A 17,596-nucleotide genomic window follows, 5' to 3' on the forward strand; every position below is an offset into this window, starting at 1 on the left:
AAATAATAGACTTTCAAAAACCATATCTTTGCCCCATGGTGGCCCATTCTTCATCCCGGTGTTTTTCAATGATGGCTATATGCTCGTCGGTAAGATGTTTAAAACGTTTTTGCTTTTTCAAATATTCCTCAACAGGTTTGAAGGTTTTAGGTACAAGGTTCATTTTTACTTTGTTGTTTTCGTATTCAGCCAGGTACCAGAGGCCTGTTTCTACGGCCAGTCGCCCTATCTCAATAGTCCTGTCAGAGGGGAAACCCCAACCTGTGGGACAGGGAGCCATCACATGGATAAAGGAGGGCCCGTCGGTATCCTTGGCTTTTTCGATTTTATTGAGAAAGTCCACGGGATAAGACACACTGGCGGTGGCACAGTAGGGAATCCGGTGGGCCATCATAATTTCAAAAAGGTTCTTCTTAAACTTACGTTTACCAAAGGAATCTTCATTTTCGCCAATAGGCGTGGTGGTAGTCCAGGCACCATAGGGAGTTAAACTGCTGCGCTGTACTCCCGTGTTCATATAGGCCTCGTTGTCATAACACACATAGAGGATTTTGTCTCCCCTTTCCACAGCACCCGACAGGGCCTGTAAACCGATATCAGCTGTACCTCCATCCCCGGCAATACCTAGGACTGTGACATTCTCCAGTTTTTTCGCTTTCACCGCCGCAGCCATACCTGACAAAACTGCACCAGTAGCAGGAAAGGCCATAGTTAAGGAAGGAACCGCAAAGGCCATCTGGAGATAGATGGTGGATACAGTGGAAATACAACTGGCGGGGTAGGCCAGGAAGGTTCTTTCTCCGGTAATTTTTAAGACCAGGCGTGCTGCCGTTGCCGCACCACACCCCTGACAGGCCTTATGGCCGTAAAACAGCTCCTGGTCCGGCAGATTTCGTACATTTACCATTGCTCCCACCTCAATCCTACAAATTGTATTTCCTCTTCGGCCTGTCCCTGAGCTGCCTTGATCAGTTTCCGGTACATCATTTCCAGGTTTTCCTTGGTGATATCCCGGCCAGACAAACCTGCAATAAAGTTGATGGTCCGGGGGCAAGTTCCTTGAGAATTGTATAAGGCAGCCTTGACATCGGCATAGAGGGCCCCTTCATAACCAAAAGAAATGTCCCGATCAATAACTCCCACAGCTTTTACCTTACTTCCAATACTGGCCAGCTCTTCCTTGGGAAAGGGACGATAGAAGCGAACTTTCACCAGGCCCACTTTCAAGCCCTCTTCTCTCAGCTTATCAACCACCAGCCTGGAAGTTCCTACTACGCTGCCCATGGCCATCAGGACATATTCAGCATCCTCACAGCGGTATTCTTCAATCAGGCCTCCGTGGGAACGGCCGAAATGGGCAGCGAATTCCTTATCAATCCCGGGTATAAGCTTTTTGGCTTCTTTCATAGCTTCGTACTGCTGATATCTAAACTCCGTCTGCCATTCGGGAGGGGCTGTGATACATAAGCTTTTAGGCTTAGCCAGGTCCAGTTTATTTTCCGTCACGAAAGGCGGCAGAAAGGCATCTACTGCGGACTGGTCCGGAATATCTACAAGTTCATATGTATGGGTAAGAACAAATCCGTCCAGGCAGACCATAACAGGTGTTAAGACCTTGGGGTTTTCGGCTAGCTTGTAGGCCTGGATAATTGTATCGAGAGCCTCCTGCCCGTTTTCCACATAAACCTGCATCCAGCCTGAATCCCGCATAGCCAGGGAATCACGATGGTCACCAAAAATGTTCCAGGGAGCAGCCACGGTACGGTTGGCATTCATCATCACAATAGGAAAGCGGCTCCCGCTGACATAATGGAGCATCTCGCACATATAGAGAAGGCCCTGAGAAGAAGTGGCGGTAAAAGTCCTGCATCCCATGAGAGAAGCCCCCATTACAGCACTCATTACACTATGTTCGCTTTCCACATTGAGATATTCACATGCCATTTCTTTGTTCTCAATAAATTCGGACAGCTTCTCCACTACTGTAGTCTGGGGTGTAATCGGATAAGCAGCAATGACTTCCGGCCGGCAGAGCTTAACACCATAAGCCACGGCATCATTGGCTGAGATAAAGTCACGTCTTTTTAATCCTGTACTCTTAACCATTGCTATCACCTTCTTTGACCATGGTTATGGCTTTTACCGGACATTCGTAAGCACAAAGCCCGCACCCTTTGCAGAAATTGTAATCAATCTGGAAATAGGGTTCCCCCCGTTCAATGACCCCGTCCGGACAGAGGAGCCAGCAACGCTGACACCTGGTGCACTTTTCTCCATTAATCACCGGCCTAAAAGTACGCCAGCCGGCATTGGCTTCTACCAAAACTCCGGCCACGGCACTGGGCCCCAGGGGCATTCCCTCTTTCCTTGAGGGAAAAGCAAAGCTTGTAATTTGTGGTTTAGGCATGAATTTTCCCCTCCCGCAGTTTCTCGTAGGCCATTTTTACAACCTTTTTATTCTTTTCTTGAAGTTCTTTGGGCATGGAACGCTCAATGGCCTGTAATACAGCTTCTAAAGAAACAAAATCGGCCACAGCCACGAGAGCCCCCAACATAGCAGTATTAGTTACAGGTACACCCAGAACTTCTAAAGCAAGACTTGTTGCATCTATGGTATGTACGTTATAATCTTCGGAATCTTTAAACTTGTCCGGAGACAAAATGCTGTTTATTAGTAAAGTTCCTCCTTTTTTCAACCCCTCTTTTACATCTATGGTCTCCAGCAAACTCTCATCCAGCACAACTACATAGTCGCAAGTATAAACTTTGCTGTGATCATGGATGGGTTTGTTATCAACCCGGGTAAATCCTAATACCGGGGCACCCCGACGTTCGGGTCCGAAGGAAGGAAAGGCTTGAGCATAATAATTTCCATAGACTGATGCTGCCATTCCCAGGAGACGTGCAGCTGTGAAACCGCCGTGACCTCCCCGGCCATGCCATCTGATTTCTTTCAATTAACTCCCCCCCATTCTTTTTCATACAGTGAAAATATATTTTCATTTAATCTTATGCCTTAATTGTATTTTTAATTCTATAATATGTCAATGACTCAAATGTTCTAAAAAGACAAGATATTTTAAAAAGAACTCTTTCCATCATGTGATAATAACTTTCTATTATGCACCTTTGCCACATCGTGGCGTTGTTCTCTTGTATTCCGGCTCCAAATCACCTGCCGTTAAACACCTTAGTCTAATAAGTTTGTCAACAAAAAAACACCGAAACCTAATGTTTCAGTGTTCAATCTGGACGATATCCCAATTGCTGCGAAATCTTTAATGCCGCCTCTTTAACCAACTTACTATAGACTTGCTCTATGCTTTCCATAGAGATATTTGACTCCACCCCGGAAATACTTAAAGCAGCCACTACATTTTTATTATAGTCAATAATGGGAGCCGCCACACAGCGTACCCCTGGCTCATTTTCTAAGTCGTCAACGGCATAGCCATTTTGACGCACTTTCCTGATCTCTTCCAAGAATTTTGGCAAGCTTGTAATAGTCTTTTCAGTAAGAGCCGTCATCCCTTTTATAGAAAGCAATTCTTTAATTTTCTCGTCACTTAACCTGGAAACAAGACACTTTCCATTGGCCGTGGAATGGATATAGTTGCGTGTACCCACACTGGCAGCAAGCTTAATGTTACGAAGGCTTTCCATTTTGTCCACATAGATAATTTCCCCGTTTTTCTTATCAAGGACAGCTAAATAGATAGTTTCTTTAGTTTCTCTGTTCAATTGTTCCATGTATTTCTGGGCAATATTCCGTATTTCCAAATTATCTTGGACCTTATTACCGAGAGCCAGCAGGGTGAAACCCAGCACATAATTGCCATCATCCCGTTCCCTGATATAATCCCAGGCTACAAGGTTCTGCACTATTCTATACACTGTACTGACGGGCAGGTCTATTTTTTCGGCTATTTCGCTCAAACTTAAACCATGACTTGCTTTACTGAGTTCATCGACTATAGTAAGGGCACGGTTAATAGATTGCACATAGAATTTACCTTCTGTATCCTGTTTTTTTATTTTGGCCATTCTTCTCACCTATTTCTCTCTTACTTATTTAGTTATGCTGATAAAAATTCTACTACTTGTCCACATCTTTGGCTAGATACCCTGCAATGTTAGATTATACCTTTCACATATGGAGTCAAAACAAGGAACAAGGGGCGTATAAACTGATTATACGCCCCTTCCTTACTCATGATAATAAACCCTACATGGGGCAGCAAAATACCGTAGAGGATTGTGGCCAGGAGAGCAATTAAAATCAGGCTCATTAGTCCCAGCCCAATTGCTAAAAAGGTGGGAAAAAACGTCTTTGGATAAACTATCGAGAAATTCCTTAAACTTGTCGGCAGGAGCATAAGCTAAACCGAGGCCGGCCTTCTTAGCAAAGTCCTGGAATTCCTGAGAATCATAACCTTTCTTAAAGGCGCCGGCTAACACCTTCTTCACATTGTCCGGAGTGCCTTTAGGAACGGCCAAACCTCTCCAGGTACCGAAATTGATATCATAATCTAATTCCTTAAAGGTAGGGACATCGGGGAAATTGGGATTACGCTCGGGACTCATGACAGCAAGCATTTTTAACTGACCGGCTTTAACCTGACTCTGAACTTCGGCAGGACTCACCGTCGCGGCCTGAATATGGCCGCCTACCAGGTCAGTAACGGCAGGTGCAGCACCGTTAAATATCAAAAAGAGGCCGGTAAAACCGGCCCTGCAAAGAAAATTCGGCTTGCGCCTAGCCTTGGACGACGGCGGAAGCCCTAGTTGCACCTGTGCTTATTTCCTTTTGAAACTAATATTTTCCGATAAGCATAAAGAATCTTAATATTTTTCCAGCGCATTACTTTCTTATGATAAAGAAAGCTAATAAGTAAATTTCAGGCTAATATCCATGGCTTTAACCGAATGGGTTATTGCTCCCACTGATATAATATCAACACCTGTTTTTGCTATCTCCCTTATATTCGTACGGGTAATATTTCCGGATGCTTCCAGGATTACTCTCCCTTTATTTCTGGAAACTGCCTCTTTCAGCATAGCAATATCCATATTATCAAGTAAGACAATGTCAGCCCCTGCAGCTATTGCTTCTTCCATTTGTCCCAGGGTCTCTACTTCAATCTCTATTTTCATAGTATGGGGTATGTTCTCTTTTGCCTTCTCAATGGCATTTTTAATACTGCCAGTGGCTGCTATGTGATTATCTTTAATCAAAACAGCTTCTGATAAATTAAAACGATGGTTATATCCTCCTCCGATTTTTACAGCATATTTTTCAATAATTCTCAAACCTGGAGTAGTTTTTCTGGTATCTACCAGCCGCACATTTAAATCACGAATCAGGTCGACATATTGAGCCGTTTCAGTAGCTATGCCTGACAATCTTTGCAACAGGTTTAAGGCAAGCCTTTCGCCTTTTAAGATGCTTTTTGTTTTCCCCTTAATACTGGCGATAACCTCTCCTCTTTTTACTCTCTCTCCATCTTTTACGTGAAGATTGATCGATATATGATCATCTAACAGTTCAAAAACCCTTTTCATAACCTCTAATCCGGCTATTATTCCCTCTTCTTTGGCTATAAAATTTCCTGCACAGAGGGACTCCTCATCGACAAGCGAATCCGTTGTAACATCTCCATTATTCATATCCTCTTGAAGCCATTCTTTTATTTTTTCATCTATTAGAAACCAATTCATCGTCGCTTCTCCTCTATATTAGATAATGGGCTCCTATACTTTCTTTCCTTTTCACTGCATGTTCTGTAATGATCTTTGCTGTAGTCAGCATATTAAAGCATTCCATATACTCTTTGTTTGTACTTTTCTTTTTCTCTAAAGATTCCCCTATTTCATTTAAGATTTTATAACATTTTGCCAAACCCATCTCGTTTCTAATAACACCTGCATATTCTCTCATCGTTTTCTGAATTTTTTCTCTTTCGTTTAAAACGTCACAGCTGTTTGGGTATGATATCTCCAATGTATTCTCATTATCTATATCCAGAGAAACAGGCTCCATCTTTTTTATAGAAACCTGAATCAGATAGGCTGCTCTGCGTGCAAAAACTACAGCTTCCAATAATGAATTGGAGGCAAGCCGGTTTGCTCCATGAACACCAGTGCATGCCGCTTCACCACAGGCATATAGTCCGGCAATATTGGTTCTGGCATATAAATCAGTTTTTATCCCACCCATACAATAATGCTGGGCAGGCGAGACCGGGATCATCTGTGCGGTTATATCAATACCTTCCTCCTTGCATTTCCTGGTTATATTAGGAAAACGCCTGGGAATATATTCTCTATTTAAATGGGTTAAATCAAGAAATACAAAGTTTGCTTGTGTTTTTTCCATTTCTTTTACAATGGCCCTTGCCACAATATCCCTTGGCGCTAATTCCAGCCTGTCATCATATTGATACATAAATCTTTCCCCAAATCGATTTCTTAGAACAGCCCCTTCTCCTCTTACAGCTTCCGATATTAAAAACCTCTTATTGTGGTCCTCATTATAGAAAACTGTAGGATGAAATTGAATGAATTCCATATCTTTAATTTCCGCCCCTGCACGATAAGCCATGGCAAGGGCATCACCGGTAGCCGTAAGAGCATTGGTAGTAACACCATAAACCATACCAATACCACCTGCGGCCAAGATCACAGCTTTGGCGCAGTAATAATTTATTTCCTTCCCCTCTAAGGCAACAGCACCAAAACAACGATTGTTCTTTACCAGTAAATCTAGACAAAAGCTGTTTTCGCTGATTTCTATATTGTTCTTCATTTTTACGTTTCGCATTAATCCTTCTATAATACCTCTGCCTGTTGCATCTCCTGCAATATGAAGTATTCTTGCTCTGCTGTGGCCCCCTTCCCTGGTTAGAGAAAGTCTGCCGTTTTCCTGGTCAAAAAGCACACCCATTCTATGTAAAATTTTTATATTTTCCTGCGCTTCCTTAACCAGTATTTGCAAAGCTTCTACGTTACATAGACCAGCTCCGGCAACTAATGTATCATGCAAGTGATAAGCTGGTTTATCTTCCGGATCAATGGCGGCAGCAATTCCGCCCTGAGCCAGATAGGAATTGGACTCAGCAATCTTATCTTTACTTAAGAGCATAACATCTAAGGATGAATCTAATGATAAAGCCGCATAAAGGCCGGCAATTCCTGTCCCGATTATGAGTACATCACATTTTTTAATCAAGATATCACCTTCAATAATCGTCAGTAAATTATCAGCAAAAATCCAGCATCCTATTTAAAGCTAACAGGGCCTTTCTGCGGACTTCAGCATCCACTTCAATTTGATTTTCCAGCGTATCCAGAACATTATAAATGTCTTCTAATCTTGTCTTTTTCATATTGGAACAAACTAGTTTTGGTGATAACAGGTAGATATTTTTATCAGGATTTTCTTTTTTCAGCCTGTATAATATCCCCATCTCCGTACCAACAACCAGGTTTTGTGAAAGGCTTTCTCTTGCATATTTGAGAATTTGGGAGGTACTTCCTACAAAATCGGCTTTTGCCAGAACCTCCGGTTTGCACTCCGGATGAACTAATATTGGAACATCAAGGTTTAGCTCTTTTATTTTTTCAATATCTTGTTCCATAATTCTGTGATGTGTATTACAAAATCCGTCCCATAAGATCATTTTCTTTTCAGGAACATGTTTGGCTACATAGCTGCCTAAATTTCTATCAGGAATAAAGATAATTTCCTCTTCGGGTATATTTTTCACAAGCCTAATGGCATTTGCGGAGGTACAACAGTAATCACTTACTGCTTTCACCTCTGCAGAGGAATTGACATAACATACCACTGCTGCATGGGGATTATTTTCTTTCAGCTTAATAACATCTTCTCTTTCCACCATCTCAGCCATTGGACAGCCGGCATCTAAAGCAGGTAATAAGACAGTTTTAGCGGGAGACAGGATTTTGGCTGTTTCAGCCATAAATTTAACACCGCAAAAAACAATGATTTGAGCCTCTGTCTCCGCGGCCTTTTTACTTAACTCCAGAGAATCCCCTGAATAATCTGCAATCTCCTGCACCTCATCGACTTGATATAAATGGGCTAAGATGATAGCTTTTCTTTTATCCTTTAATTTGTTAATCTCTTCTATTAAGTGCTTCTTTTCCATATATTCTTTCCTCTTTCTTTGTTATGACAGCTGTCTTGTCATTTGTTAACTATTATACGGCATGATTTGTCTTTTTTCAAATTTAAAAAGTGATGGCCTAAGGCCATCACTTTTTTTCTATTCCCATTCATCTATTCCCACTCAATAGTAGCCGGAGGCTTGGAGGTAATATCATATACCACCCGGTTGACCTGGGGCACCTCATTGACTATTCGGTTCGATATTTTCTCCAGGAGCTCGTAGGGCAGCCGGGCCCAGTCCGCCGTCATGGCATCATCGCTGGTCACGGCCCGTAAAACAATGGGATAAGCATATGTCCGTTCGTCTCCCATTACTCCGACACTCTTAATGCTGGGCAAAACAGCAAAAGACTGCCAGATAAACTCATAAAGTCCGGCTTTTCTAATCTCATCCAGCACAATGGCATCAGCTTCCCGCAGGATATTGAGTTTCTCCTCAGTTATTTCGCCAATAATGCGGATAGCCAGGCCCGGGCCGGGGAAAGGCTGCCGGGTCACTATTTCTTCCGGGAGTCCCAGTTCACGGCCTACTTTCCGAACCTCATCTTTAAAGAGAAGGCGTAAAGGTTCTATTAATTGGAATTCCATATCCTCAGGGAGGCCCCCCACATTGTGGTGGGATTTGATAGTGGCGGCGGTCCCTGTCCCGCTTTCAATAACATCGGAATAAAGGGTACCCTGGACAAGGAAATCCATTTTTCCCAGTTTCTTAGCTTCATCCTCAAAAGTTCGAATAAACTCATTACCAATGATTTTGCGTTTTGTTTCCGGATCACTGATGCCTGCGATTTTAGACAGGAACCTATCCCGGGCATTCACGAAAACCAAGTTCATATGAAACTTTCCGGAAAACGTAGCCTTAACCTGTTCTGATTCACCCTTGCGCATAAAACCGTGGTCTACATACACACAGGTAAGCCGGTCACCAATGGCTTTGTGAACCAGCACGGCAGCTACCGACGAATCGACACCACCGCTTAAGGCGCACAGTACTTTCTTATCCCCCACTTGACGGCGAATGCGCTCGACCTGTTCATCAATGAACGAACCCATGGACCATTGTCCGTGACACTGGCAAATATTAAAAACAAAATTTTTAAGTATTTCCATGCCATAATGGGTATGCTTTACTTCCGGATGAAACTGTACGCCGTACAATTTCTTTTCCTGGTGGGCAAAGGCGGCATAGGGTGTGTCTTCTGTATAGGCACAGGCCACAAATCCCTCCGGTACCCCGGAAATAAAATCTCCATGGCTCATCCAGCACTGCTGCGTCTGGGCTAAACCTTTAAAGAGAAGATTCTCTTGTCTGACTTCCACCATGGCTTTACCATACTCTCTCTTCTCTGCCCGCTTGACCTCACCGCCCAAGAGATGAGCAATTAACTGCATACCGTAACATATTCCCAGAATAGGTATACCTAACTCGAAAATTTCCTTATCCACTTTAGGGGCATTGGCGGCATAAACACTGGCCGGTCCACCGGAAAAAATGATACCTTTAGGCTTTTTGGCCTTGATTTCCTCCAGCGGAGTGTTGTAAGGTACCATTTCCGAATACACATTCAATTCCCTTACCCGGCGGGCAATGAGCTGGTTGTATTGACCGCCAAAATCCAGCACTAATATCAATTCATCTTGTATCATCGTACATTTCCTTCTTTCTCCACACTACTTATAAGTAGGCTTCGGGTTTATAACCCCAATGTAGGGAAGGTGACGGTATTGTTCATTATAATCAAGCCCGTAGCCTACAACAAACTCATCCGGTATTTCATACCCGTTGTAATCCGGAGTAATAGCGATCTTCCTGCGACTGGGCTTGTCCAGGAAAGTACAAATTTTTAGACTGCGGGGTCCCCTGGCCAAAAGGTTTTCTTTGAGATAGGTCAAGGTTAAACCGGTATCTACAATATCCTCAACTACCAGTACATCTTTGCCTGCGATATCCAGTTCAAGGTCCTTAAGAAAACGCACTACCCCTGAAGTATGGGTAGAGGTACCGTAGCTGGAAACAGCCATGAAGTCCATTTGCAGGGGAACCTTAATTTCCCGGATAAGGTCCGACAAAAAAACCACAGCACCTTTTAAAATACCAATCACAAAGAGGTCTTTATCCTTATAATCACCGGTAATCTGCTGTCCTAATTCCTTAACCCTTTTTTGGATTTCCTCTTCCTTAAAGAGAATTTTCAAGATATTTTCCTCCATTGACCACATTCCCTTCCGTAAAATATCTCAATATAATACTTACAATTGGGGACATTCCTATCACACAAGGATAACCCGGACTTCAGCAGGTGTGTCCAATACCCATGGGGACATTCCCGTCCCCAAAGAATGACCCACGCTTCAGCGGGTGTGTCCCCTTTCATTAATCAAAAAAAAAATAAGCCTCTGCCAGGCCATATGGTGTCATAATTTCGCTTAAATTATACCAACGGGGGTAATTAGTGTCAATAATCGGCACTTAGGGAAGGGACACGCATTTTATTGTACTTAAGAGCGTATAATATATTACCTGAAATTTTGAACGGAATAAAAAAAACGTTTTTCCTGTCTCTCGTTTTTTGATTAATATTTTTTTGATATATCATTAAGAGAATTTATAAAAATATATGGAGGTATTTACCAAGAAAACGAGAAATATTTTTTAACAATACCATAAATTTTTCTTGTCGTATTGTATTTTAAATTGATTGAATAGTCCCTAAGCTCGAATATTCTGTTTTTCCCTTGCTTCGTATCAAACATTTATCGTATTAACTCAAGAAAGGGGGGAATTTTGGTTATCTTGTGCTTGTGGGTACAATCTCATAAATCTTCTTATGCTAAGGAGGGATCACTGTGAAGATTCACGAGGATTGGTTGGCTGTGATTATTGGTTTAGGTCTCTGCTTCTTAGTTGCAGCTAAAGTGATCGCCAAAGTCCCCTGGTAGGTCATCCCTAATCTTAAGAAGAAAGGAGTAAAAAACCATGAACATGCAGGCGGAAAAAGCACCTCAACAAAAAGCCTCTCCCAATTATGCGGGTATTATTATCGGTCTTATTGTCATCGCGCTACTTGCTTATACCACCAACTGGCTCAGTCATAACTCAGCCAAGATTGTAGGGAAGGATTTCTCTAAAGCCCTGGAATACCCCCTCTGGGCTGCTCTCCTGGGTCTTATCGCCAACGCCGTTGTAACATCTACCGGCACCAAAGAAATGATTAAACCCGCCATTCGAACAGAACTCTTTTTAAAGACAGGCCTTGTACTGATGGGTGCAAGCGTTAACCTGGGTGTTATTGTCAGCATTGGCAGCAAAGGTATCATTCAGGGTCTCATCATGATTACCTGTGTTTTCTTCTTCACTTGGTGGCTCTGTGACAGGTTTGGAATCTCCGAAAGTATGAAAGCCGTTATGGCTACGGCTATCTCTATCTGCGGTGTTTCCGCAGCTATTGCAGCCGCAGGTTCGGTACTGGCTAAGAAAGAAGAACTCGCTTATGTAACAGCTCTGGTTATTTTTACCGCCCTGCCCTTAATGGTCTTAATGCCATGGTTGGCTAACGTACTGGGTCTTGCGCCAGAGGTTGCCGGAGCCTGGTTCGGGGGTAACATCGACACCTCGGCCGCGGTAGTGGGTGCCGGCACCATCCATGGCGAAGCCACAGCTAAGATTGCAGCCGTTATTAAGATGACCCAGAACGCGCTCATTGGTTTTGTTGCCTTTGCCCTGGCCTTCTATTTCACCACAGTGGTAGAAAAGGGCGGGCAAAAACCCAGTGCTTCCGTGATCTGGGAGCGTTTCCCCAAATTCGTTCTGGGCTTCATCTTCACCTCCATTGTCGCCAGTATGGGATTTTTTGATAAAGGCGACCTAACCGCTATCAAGAACTTGCAGCAGTGGGCCTTTAACCTGGCCTTCGTCTGCATCGGTCTGGAACTGACCTTTGTCGACTTTAAACATCTCGGCGGCAAGCCTACTTATGTATTCTTGATTGCTACCGTATTTAATACGCTTCTGGCCCTTTTGGTAAGTTACATCCTCTTCGGTGTGTTGGCATAAATGCAATACTCAAAGGAACCACCTGTCTAAAGGGTGGTTCCTTTAAGTTTAGAATAAAGCTGCCCTTAAGTTTAAGGAGGGCAGCCTTTTGCTTTAAGCTTTTTAACTCCCGGGATATTGTCTAATAAATCCACAGGTGAACAAATCAACCACCTGGTTTAACGCATCCTGTAAAGTTAAACCGTTTTTGAGGGTAAATTCCGGATTGACAACGGCCTGTATTGCTGCCAGGAATGCGGTACTCATGATCCGCGGGTCAATCTCCCTCGTTAAATCTTTATCGCTTTTACTAAGAATAGCCTTAATCAAGTTCTGTGCTTTTTCCATCCTGTAACTATCGATTTTTTTCCAGAAATGGGGGTAGCGGGAGCGCAAGTCCTCCATAATAAGAGGATTGAAAACAAGGTCATGACCATGAAGATAAAGGTTTTGTAAGGCCTGGGCAATGAGTTCAGCCGGAGTATGAGCTTCCGCCATCACCCGGTCCATTTCCCGGGCTACTCTTTGGATAATACTGTCTATGACGGCTTCAATAACCTCCTCTTTACTGGTGAAGTACCTGTAAATCGTTCTTTTACTGACCCCCGCCTGGGCTGACAATTCATCCATGGTAACCCTGTAAAAGCCTTTGGATTTGGACAGTTCTATAAAGGCAGCAATGATGCGTTCACGAATAGGAGACCCTTTCTTTTGTTCCGTATCAGGCATATCATACCTCCTCACCCGCCATACAGGGATTACTCTAGGCGATTTTCTTCTTAAACTTGAGAGTACTTAGCGTTAAAAAGACCAGAGAGAATACCAGGAGGAATAATACCTGACCTGCAAGATAAGAAAAACCGATACCCTTTAAAACAATTCCCCGGATAATATCCAGATAATAAGTAAGGGGTATGACGTTGCTAATGTAATAAATGAGCCGGGGCATAGCATCCCGGGGGAACATAAAACCTGACAAAAGGATGCTGGGCAAGAAAACGAAGTACGCCATCTGCATAGCCTGCATTTGCGTTTTAGCAATATTGGAGATAAGTATACCCAATCCCAAAGAAGCCGTAATGAAAAAAAGGGTTAAAAGATACAGTTCCAGGAGGCTCCCCTTAATGGGAACATGAAAAACAATAACACCTACCAGGAGAGCTATCGTTATCTGGATATACCCCAGGACGATATAAGGTAAAATTTTTCCAATCATCAGCTCATGGGATTTTATGGGTGTAACCATAAGCTGTTCCAGGGTTCCCCGTTCCCGTTCCCTGACGATACCCATGGAAGTCATAATCACCATAGTCATGGTAACTACAATCCCTAAAATCGCCGGTACCATATAGTAAGCTGTAATCCCATCAGGGTTATACCAGGGACGGACCCTTACATCATAGGGAGGAGCGGAGAGATGGAACTTCTGGGCCACGACCTCCTGGGATTTAATGAGGCCAATGGCATTGGCGATGGCAATGGCCTGGTTAGCCACCATATTATCGCTGGCATCCACCAGGACCTGGACAGGAGCCGGTACACCCCTGTTCACACTGGTAGCAAAATCAGGAGGAAAGATGATGCCCACTTTGGCTTTGCCGCTGTCAATCATCCTGTTCACATCGGCATAGCTGTTTACCACATACGTCATGTCAAAATAACCGGAGGCGCTGAAGGAGTCCAGAAGTTCCCGGCTTTCGTAAGAAAGGGACTGGTCAAAGACTACGGTAGGAATATGCTTGACCTCAGTCTGAATGGCAAACCCGAACAGCAAAAGCTGCACCATGGGCAGCATAAAAACCAAGGCTAAGGTCATCCTGTCCCGGCGCATCTGCAGAAATTCTTTATATAATACGGAAAAAATTCTATGCATTCTTCTCACCTGCTCTCTGTCTTTTGGCTAAAGCAAGGAAAACATCTTCCAGAGATGGCTTAATTGGTTTAGGTTCCACCCCGGTAAAGTTTTGCAGATCGGCCATACCGCCTTCACTTTCTAAGAGGACATGAAGAAGTGACCCATGGATAGTACATTCTTTAACAAAGGGGAGCTGTTCAATACTGCTCATCTTTTCCATGGCGTCAGGTACAGACAGTTCCACCAGTAAACCATCGATTGTGCTTTCTTTCAAATTATCGGGCGTATCCATAGCCATCAGCTGTCCCGCGGAAATAAAAGCGATCTTGTTACAACGTTCGGCTTCATCCATAAAATGGGTAGTAACCATGATGGTTACACCCTCCCGGGCTAAACTCTGGATGATGTTAAAAAAATGCCTCCGACTGGTGGGACTGACCCCACTGGTGGGTTCGTCCAGAAAAATAATAGACGGCCGGGCAATAATGGCACAGCCTAGAGCCAGTCTTTGTTTCCAGCCTCCGCTCAAGTTAGCCGCCAGTTCTTTTTCTCTGCCCGCTAAATGGGCCATCTCTATCATCTCAGCGATACGGGTTTTTCTTTCCCCCAAAGGGACATTGTATATACCGGCGTAGAACTGCAAGTTCTCCAAAACAGTGAGGTCATCATAAAGACTAAACTTTTGGGACATATACCCGATCTTGCTTTTGATTTTCTCCGTATCTTTGACCAGATCATATCCCAGGACCGTACCGTAACCGGAAGTAGGCTCCAGGATGCCGCACAGCATGCGAATGGTGGTAGATTTGCCTGCCCCGTTGGGTCCCAAGAAACCGTAGATTTCTCCCCGCTTGATCCGGATGTTGAGCTTATCGACGGCAATAAAACTGCCAAAAGCTTTGGTAAGGTTATGAGTTTCTACCACATACTCCAACTAGACCACCTCCTCTTTCTGAGCCAGGGAGACGAAGACATCCTCCATGGAAGGTGGGATTTCTTTAATACTTTCTATACTCACTCCAGTTTCCCCCAGGCCCTCAACGACTCTCTCCTGGCAGCCATGGAAATTGTCTATTACCAGGTGAAACTTATCACCGTAAAAATAGGTATCCAATACGCCGGGAACATCTTTAATGATGGACGGATCAGACAGGGCACCACGCAGTTCCAAAATACGATAAGGGAATTTTTCTTTCATCTTGGCCGGTGAATCTGTGTCTACAATACGCCCCCGGTCGATGAAAGCGATCTTCGTACAGAGTTCCGCTTCATCCATATAAGGGGTGGAAACTAAAATTGTCTTCCCTTCCCTGTTCAAACGGTATAGGATTTTCCAGAATTCTTTGCGGGACTCGGGATCCACACCATAGGTGGGTTCATCAAGGATCAAAAGGTCGGGCCTTGTCACCAGGGCACAGGTCAGGGCCAGTTTTTGTTTCATCCCCCCCGATAACTTATCGGCCAAACGGTCCTTAAACTGTATTAAACTGGTGAGCTCCAGTATTTCGTCAGCTCTTTGGGTGATTATTTTACGGTCAAGATTGTACATGGCGCCAAAAAAATAGATGTTTTCCATGACAGTCAGGTCGCCGTAGAGACTGAAACGCTGGGGCATGTAGCCCAGGTTTTCTTTAAGTTTCTCAATATGGGCCAGTGATTTACCAAACAGGGTAATCTCGCCCCGGTCTGGGGTAATGAGCCCGCAGATCATGCGCATGAGGGTAGTTTTTCCAGCGCCGTCAGGCCCTACCAGGCCAAAGATTTCCCGTTTTTCCACATGAAGATCAACATTGCGGACAGCAGTAATACTGCCGAAAGACTTGCTCAATCCTGCTACTTTGATCATCCCGCTCATCTCCTGTCAAAGACCACATCCGCCGGAATACCGGGCTTGAGGATACCTCCCTGGCTCTTTATCCTGATCTTGACGCCAAAGACCACGTTAGTACGCTCTTTCTTGGTCTGAATGGTTTTGGGTGTATACTCGCCGCGGGTGGCAATTTCTTCCACTACCCCCTCAAAGACCTGGAAAACCCCGCTAATGGTGAACCTGACTCTTTGCCCCAGGTAGATATGGGGTAAATCGTCGGTAGGAATGTACACTTTGATCCAGAGGTCCTCCATGTTCACCACCGTGGCCAGAGAGGCTCCCGCCTGGACAAATTCCCCTTCCTGGTAATTTTTCGTGAGAACCACGCCATCAATAGGAGATACAATCATTAAATCTTCCAACATGGCTTCTGTCGCTTTTAATACTGCCTTACTCCGTTCCACCTCAGCCCGGGCAGCGTTGATCAAATCTGGCCGGCTCCCGGAACGCAGCATGCTGAGCCTGGCCTCAGCAGCCTGCAACTGGTTTTTACTTATTTCGACAGCGGCCTGGGCCTTTTCATAGTCAACCTGGGGAATAGCGGAAGCCTGGAAGAGGGCCTCAGCCCGCTTAAAGTCATCGGTAGCACGGTTAAAATTAACTCTGGCCGTATTGGCAGCAGCTTCCGCTTCCTTGATTTCCTGCTCCCTGGCTCCCGAAAGAAGATCGGCCAGAGCTGCTTCTGCTTTTAAGACCGTCAGTTCATCCCTCTCGCGCTGGGCTAAGAGGTCATTCCTGGATATTTCACCCACCAGCTGCCCTTTTTTCACCTGATCCCCCGCTTTTATGGATAAAGTTTTAATGGTACCGGGCGATTTGGCGCTTAATTGCACACTGGTAGCTTCAATGGTGCCTGTAGCCTCAATCACACTGCTTTTGGAGGGGAAATACTCCCTGTAAAGCCAGTAGGCAGCCCCTGCCAACAGTAAAACCACGATAACGGCCGCAATCTTTTTCCTCTTCTCCATCTGCTCCACTCCTTTTGCTGTGCTATGTACGTAATTCCTTATAATTAATAGACAAGTATACTAATGTCATTTTTCTAGTTTACCCGGTTTTTATGTTACCACTATACGATTATTCAGACAAGAGCTAATTTTAAATAAAGTAGGGGAGCGTTAAGCTCCCTCCGGGTAGAATGGTCACCCAATTGGTGGCCTAAACCCCTACAGAACCAAGCGTGCAGATTTCTCCCATCGGGCTCTTCAGAAATTGGTTCACAGGATAGCGTACATTTTCAAGTCCTGATAAGAGATTGAAAGTTCCGGACGCAATAGAGGAAATAATGATTTATAATAATATATGTTGGGAATGCCCGATATCTGCACGGGATTGGCGCGCCCATGGGCGGACCCAATATCGGCTACCGTGGTTAACGGGGGGATCATCTCCGCCGGGTAGATATGGTCCAAATCATAATGATAAATTATTTCAAATTGATAAAGGTCGCGGAATATCTGGCTTGCACGAGAATAAACAAGCCATGGATATTATCATAATGATAAATATTGAGGGTATTTGGAGCAATTGATTCAAGCAAGTGATAATAGACGAATGCTCTAGTTTGAAAGCCAGGGCATTTTCTTATTATATCCGATTAAATTTTGGCATGATTATTGCAAAGTACAGGGAGCGCGGCTGTTATCT

General features: G+C 44.2%; 17 protein-coding genes. 1 reads left to right on the forward strand and 16 read right to left on the reverse strand.

The window, feature by feature from the left end; all coding sequences use genetic code 11:
* Positions 1 to 13 precede the first annotated feature (13 nt).
* The 11 genes from BR63_RS09520 to hpt form a co-directional block, all read right to left on the reverse strand.
* Positions 14 to 907, reverse strand: a complete 894-nt coding sequence (locus BR63_RS09520; RefSeq protein ID WP_034422094.1) for a thiamine pyrophosphate-dependent enzyme — start codon at positions 905 to 907, stop codon at positions 14 to 16.
* Positions 901 to 2,106 carry a pyruvate ferredoxin oxidoreductase gene (gene porA / locus BR63_RS09525; protein ID WP_034422096.1) on the reverse strand — a complete coding sequence of 402 codons (1,206 nt, stop codon included), beginning with the start codon at positions 2,104 to 2,106 and terminating at the stop codon, positions 901 to 903. Before porA ends, BR63_RS09520 begins: the two co-directional genes overlap by 7 nt.
* On the reverse strand, positions 2,099 to 2,407 hold the full coding sequence (locus BR63_RS09530; protein WP_051965705.1) for a 4Fe-4S binding protein: 309 nt from the start codon (positions 2,405 to 2,407) through the stop codon (positions 2,099 to 2,101). The genes porA and BR63_RS09530 overlap by 8 nt, the downstream gene beginning before the upstream one ends.
* Entirely contained in the window at positions 2,400 to 2,957 is a 558-nt protein-coding gene (locus BR63_RS09535; RefSeq protein WP_034422098.1) for a 2-oxoacid:acceptor oxidoreductase family protein, read from the reverse strand. The genes BR63_RS09530 and BR63_RS09535 overlap by 8 nt, the downstream gene beginning before the upstream one ends.
* 286 nt (positions 2,958 to 3,243) lie before the next feature.
* A complete protein-coding gene (locus BR63_RS09540) occupies positions 3,244 to 4,044 on the reverse strand; it encodes an IclR family transcriptional regulator (RefSeq protein ID WP_051965707.1) in 801 nt (266 codons plus the stop codon).
* A gap of 162 nt (positions 4,045 to 4,206) precedes the next feature.
* Positions 4,207 to 4,791, reverse strand: a complete 585-nt coding sequence (locus tag BR63_RS09545; RefSeq protein WP_051965712.1) for a tripartite tricarboxylate transporter substrate-binding protein — start codon at positions 4,789 to 4,791, stop codon at positions 4,207 to 4,209.
* A 93-nt stretch (positions 4,792 to 4,884) separates the two neighbouring features.
* The gene (gene nadC, locus BR63_RS09550; protein WP_034422101.1) at positions 4,885 to 5,718 is read right to left on the reverse strand and encodes a carboxylating nicotinate-nucleotide diphosphorylase; all 834 of its coding nucleotides are present in this window, start codon (positions 5,716 to 5,718) and stop codon (positions 4,885 to 4,887) included.
* A 13-nt stretch (positions 5,719 to 5,731) separates the two neighbouring features.
* Positions 5,732 to 7,228: an L-aspartate oxidase gene (gene nadB / locus BR63_RS09555; RefSeq protein ID WP_161781875.1), complete on the reverse strand. Its 1,497-nt coding sequence runs from the start codon at positions 7,226 to 7,228 to the stop codon at positions 5,732 to 5,734.
* 31 nt (positions 7,229 to 7,259) lie between these two features.
* Positions 7,260 to 8,171, reverse strand: coding sequence for a quinolinate synthase NadA (gene nadA / locus BR63_RS09560; protein ID WP_034422106.1), 912 nt, complete (start codon positions 8,169 to 8,171; stop codon positions 7,260 to 7,262).
* A gap of 131 nt (positions 8,172 to 8,302) precedes the next feature.
* Positions 8,303 to 9,835, reverse strand: coding sequence for a glutamine-hydrolyzing GMP synthase (guaA, locus tag BR63_RS09565; protein ID WP_161781876.1), 1,533 nt, complete (start codon positions 9,833 to 9,835; stop codon positions 8,303 to 8,305).
* 27 nt (positions 9,836 to 9,862) lie between these two features.
* Positions 9,863 to 10,402: a hypoxanthine phosphoribosyltransferase gene (hpt, locus tag BR63_RS09570; protein WP_034422110.1), complete on the reverse strand. Its 540-nt coding sequence runs from the start codon at positions 10,400 to 10,402 to the stop codon at positions 9,863 to 9,865.
* 766 nt (positions 10,403 to 11,168) lie between these two features.
* Here hpt and BR63_RS09575 point away from each other — a divergent pair.
* Positions 11,169 to 12,245 (forward strand): YeiH family protein, encoded by a 1,077-nt coding sequence (locus BR63_RS09575; RefSeq protein WP_051965716.1) that lies wholly within the window; start codon positions 11,169 to 11,171, stop codon positions 12,243 to 12,245.
* Positions 12,246 to 12,347: 102 nt separating this feature from the next.
* On the opposite strand, the gene BR63_RS09580 is transcribed toward BR63_RS09575, so the two are convergent.
* The 5 genes from BR63_RS09580 to BR63_RS09600 are packed head-to-tail and all read right to left on the reverse strand — an operon-like array spanning position 12,348 to position 16,917.
* Positions 12,348 to 12,953 carry a TetR/AcrR family transcriptional regulator gene (locus BR63_RS09580; RefSeq protein WP_034422112.1) on the reverse strand — a complete coding sequence of 202 codons (606 nt, stop codon included), beginning with the start codon at positions 12,951 to 12,953 and terminating at the stop codon, positions 12,348 to 12,350.
* 34 nt (positions 12,954 to 12,987) lie between these two features.
* Positions 12,988 to 14,097 carry an ABC transporter permease gene (locus tag BR63_RS09585; protein WP_034422114.1) on the reverse strand — a complete coding sequence of 370 codons (1,110 nt, stop codon included), beginning with the start codon at positions 14,095 to 14,097 and terminating at the stop codon, positions 12,988 to 12,990.
* Complete coding sequence (locus tag BR63_RS09590) at positions 14,090 to 15,013, reverse strand: ABC transporter ATP-binding protein (RefSeq protein WP_034422117.1); 924 nt, start codon at positions 15,011 to 15,013, stop codon at positions 14,090 to 14,092. Before BR63_RS09590 ends, BR63_RS09585 begins: the two co-directional genes overlap by 8 nt.
* Complete coding sequence (locus tag BR63_RS09595) at positions 15,014 to 15,925, reverse strand: ABC transporter ATP-binding protein (protein WP_034422118.1); 912 nt, start codon at positions 15,923 to 15,925, stop codon at positions 15,014 to 15,016.
* A 5-nt stretch (positions 15,926 to 15,930) separates the two neighbouring features.
* Positions 15,931 to 16,917: an HlyD family secretion protein gene (locus BR63_RS09600; RefSeq protein ID WP_034422120.1), complete on the reverse strand. Its 987-nt coding sequence runs from the start codon at positions 16,915 to 16,917 to the stop codon at positions 15,931 to 15,933.
* Positions 16,918 to 17,596: the final 679 nt, after the last annotated feature.

This window comes from Thermanaerosceptrum fracticalcis (assembly GCF_000746025.2).
Classification (GTDB): Bacteria; Bacillota; Peptococcia; order DRI-13; family DRI-13; genus Thermanaerosceptrum; species Thermanaerosceptrum fracticalcis.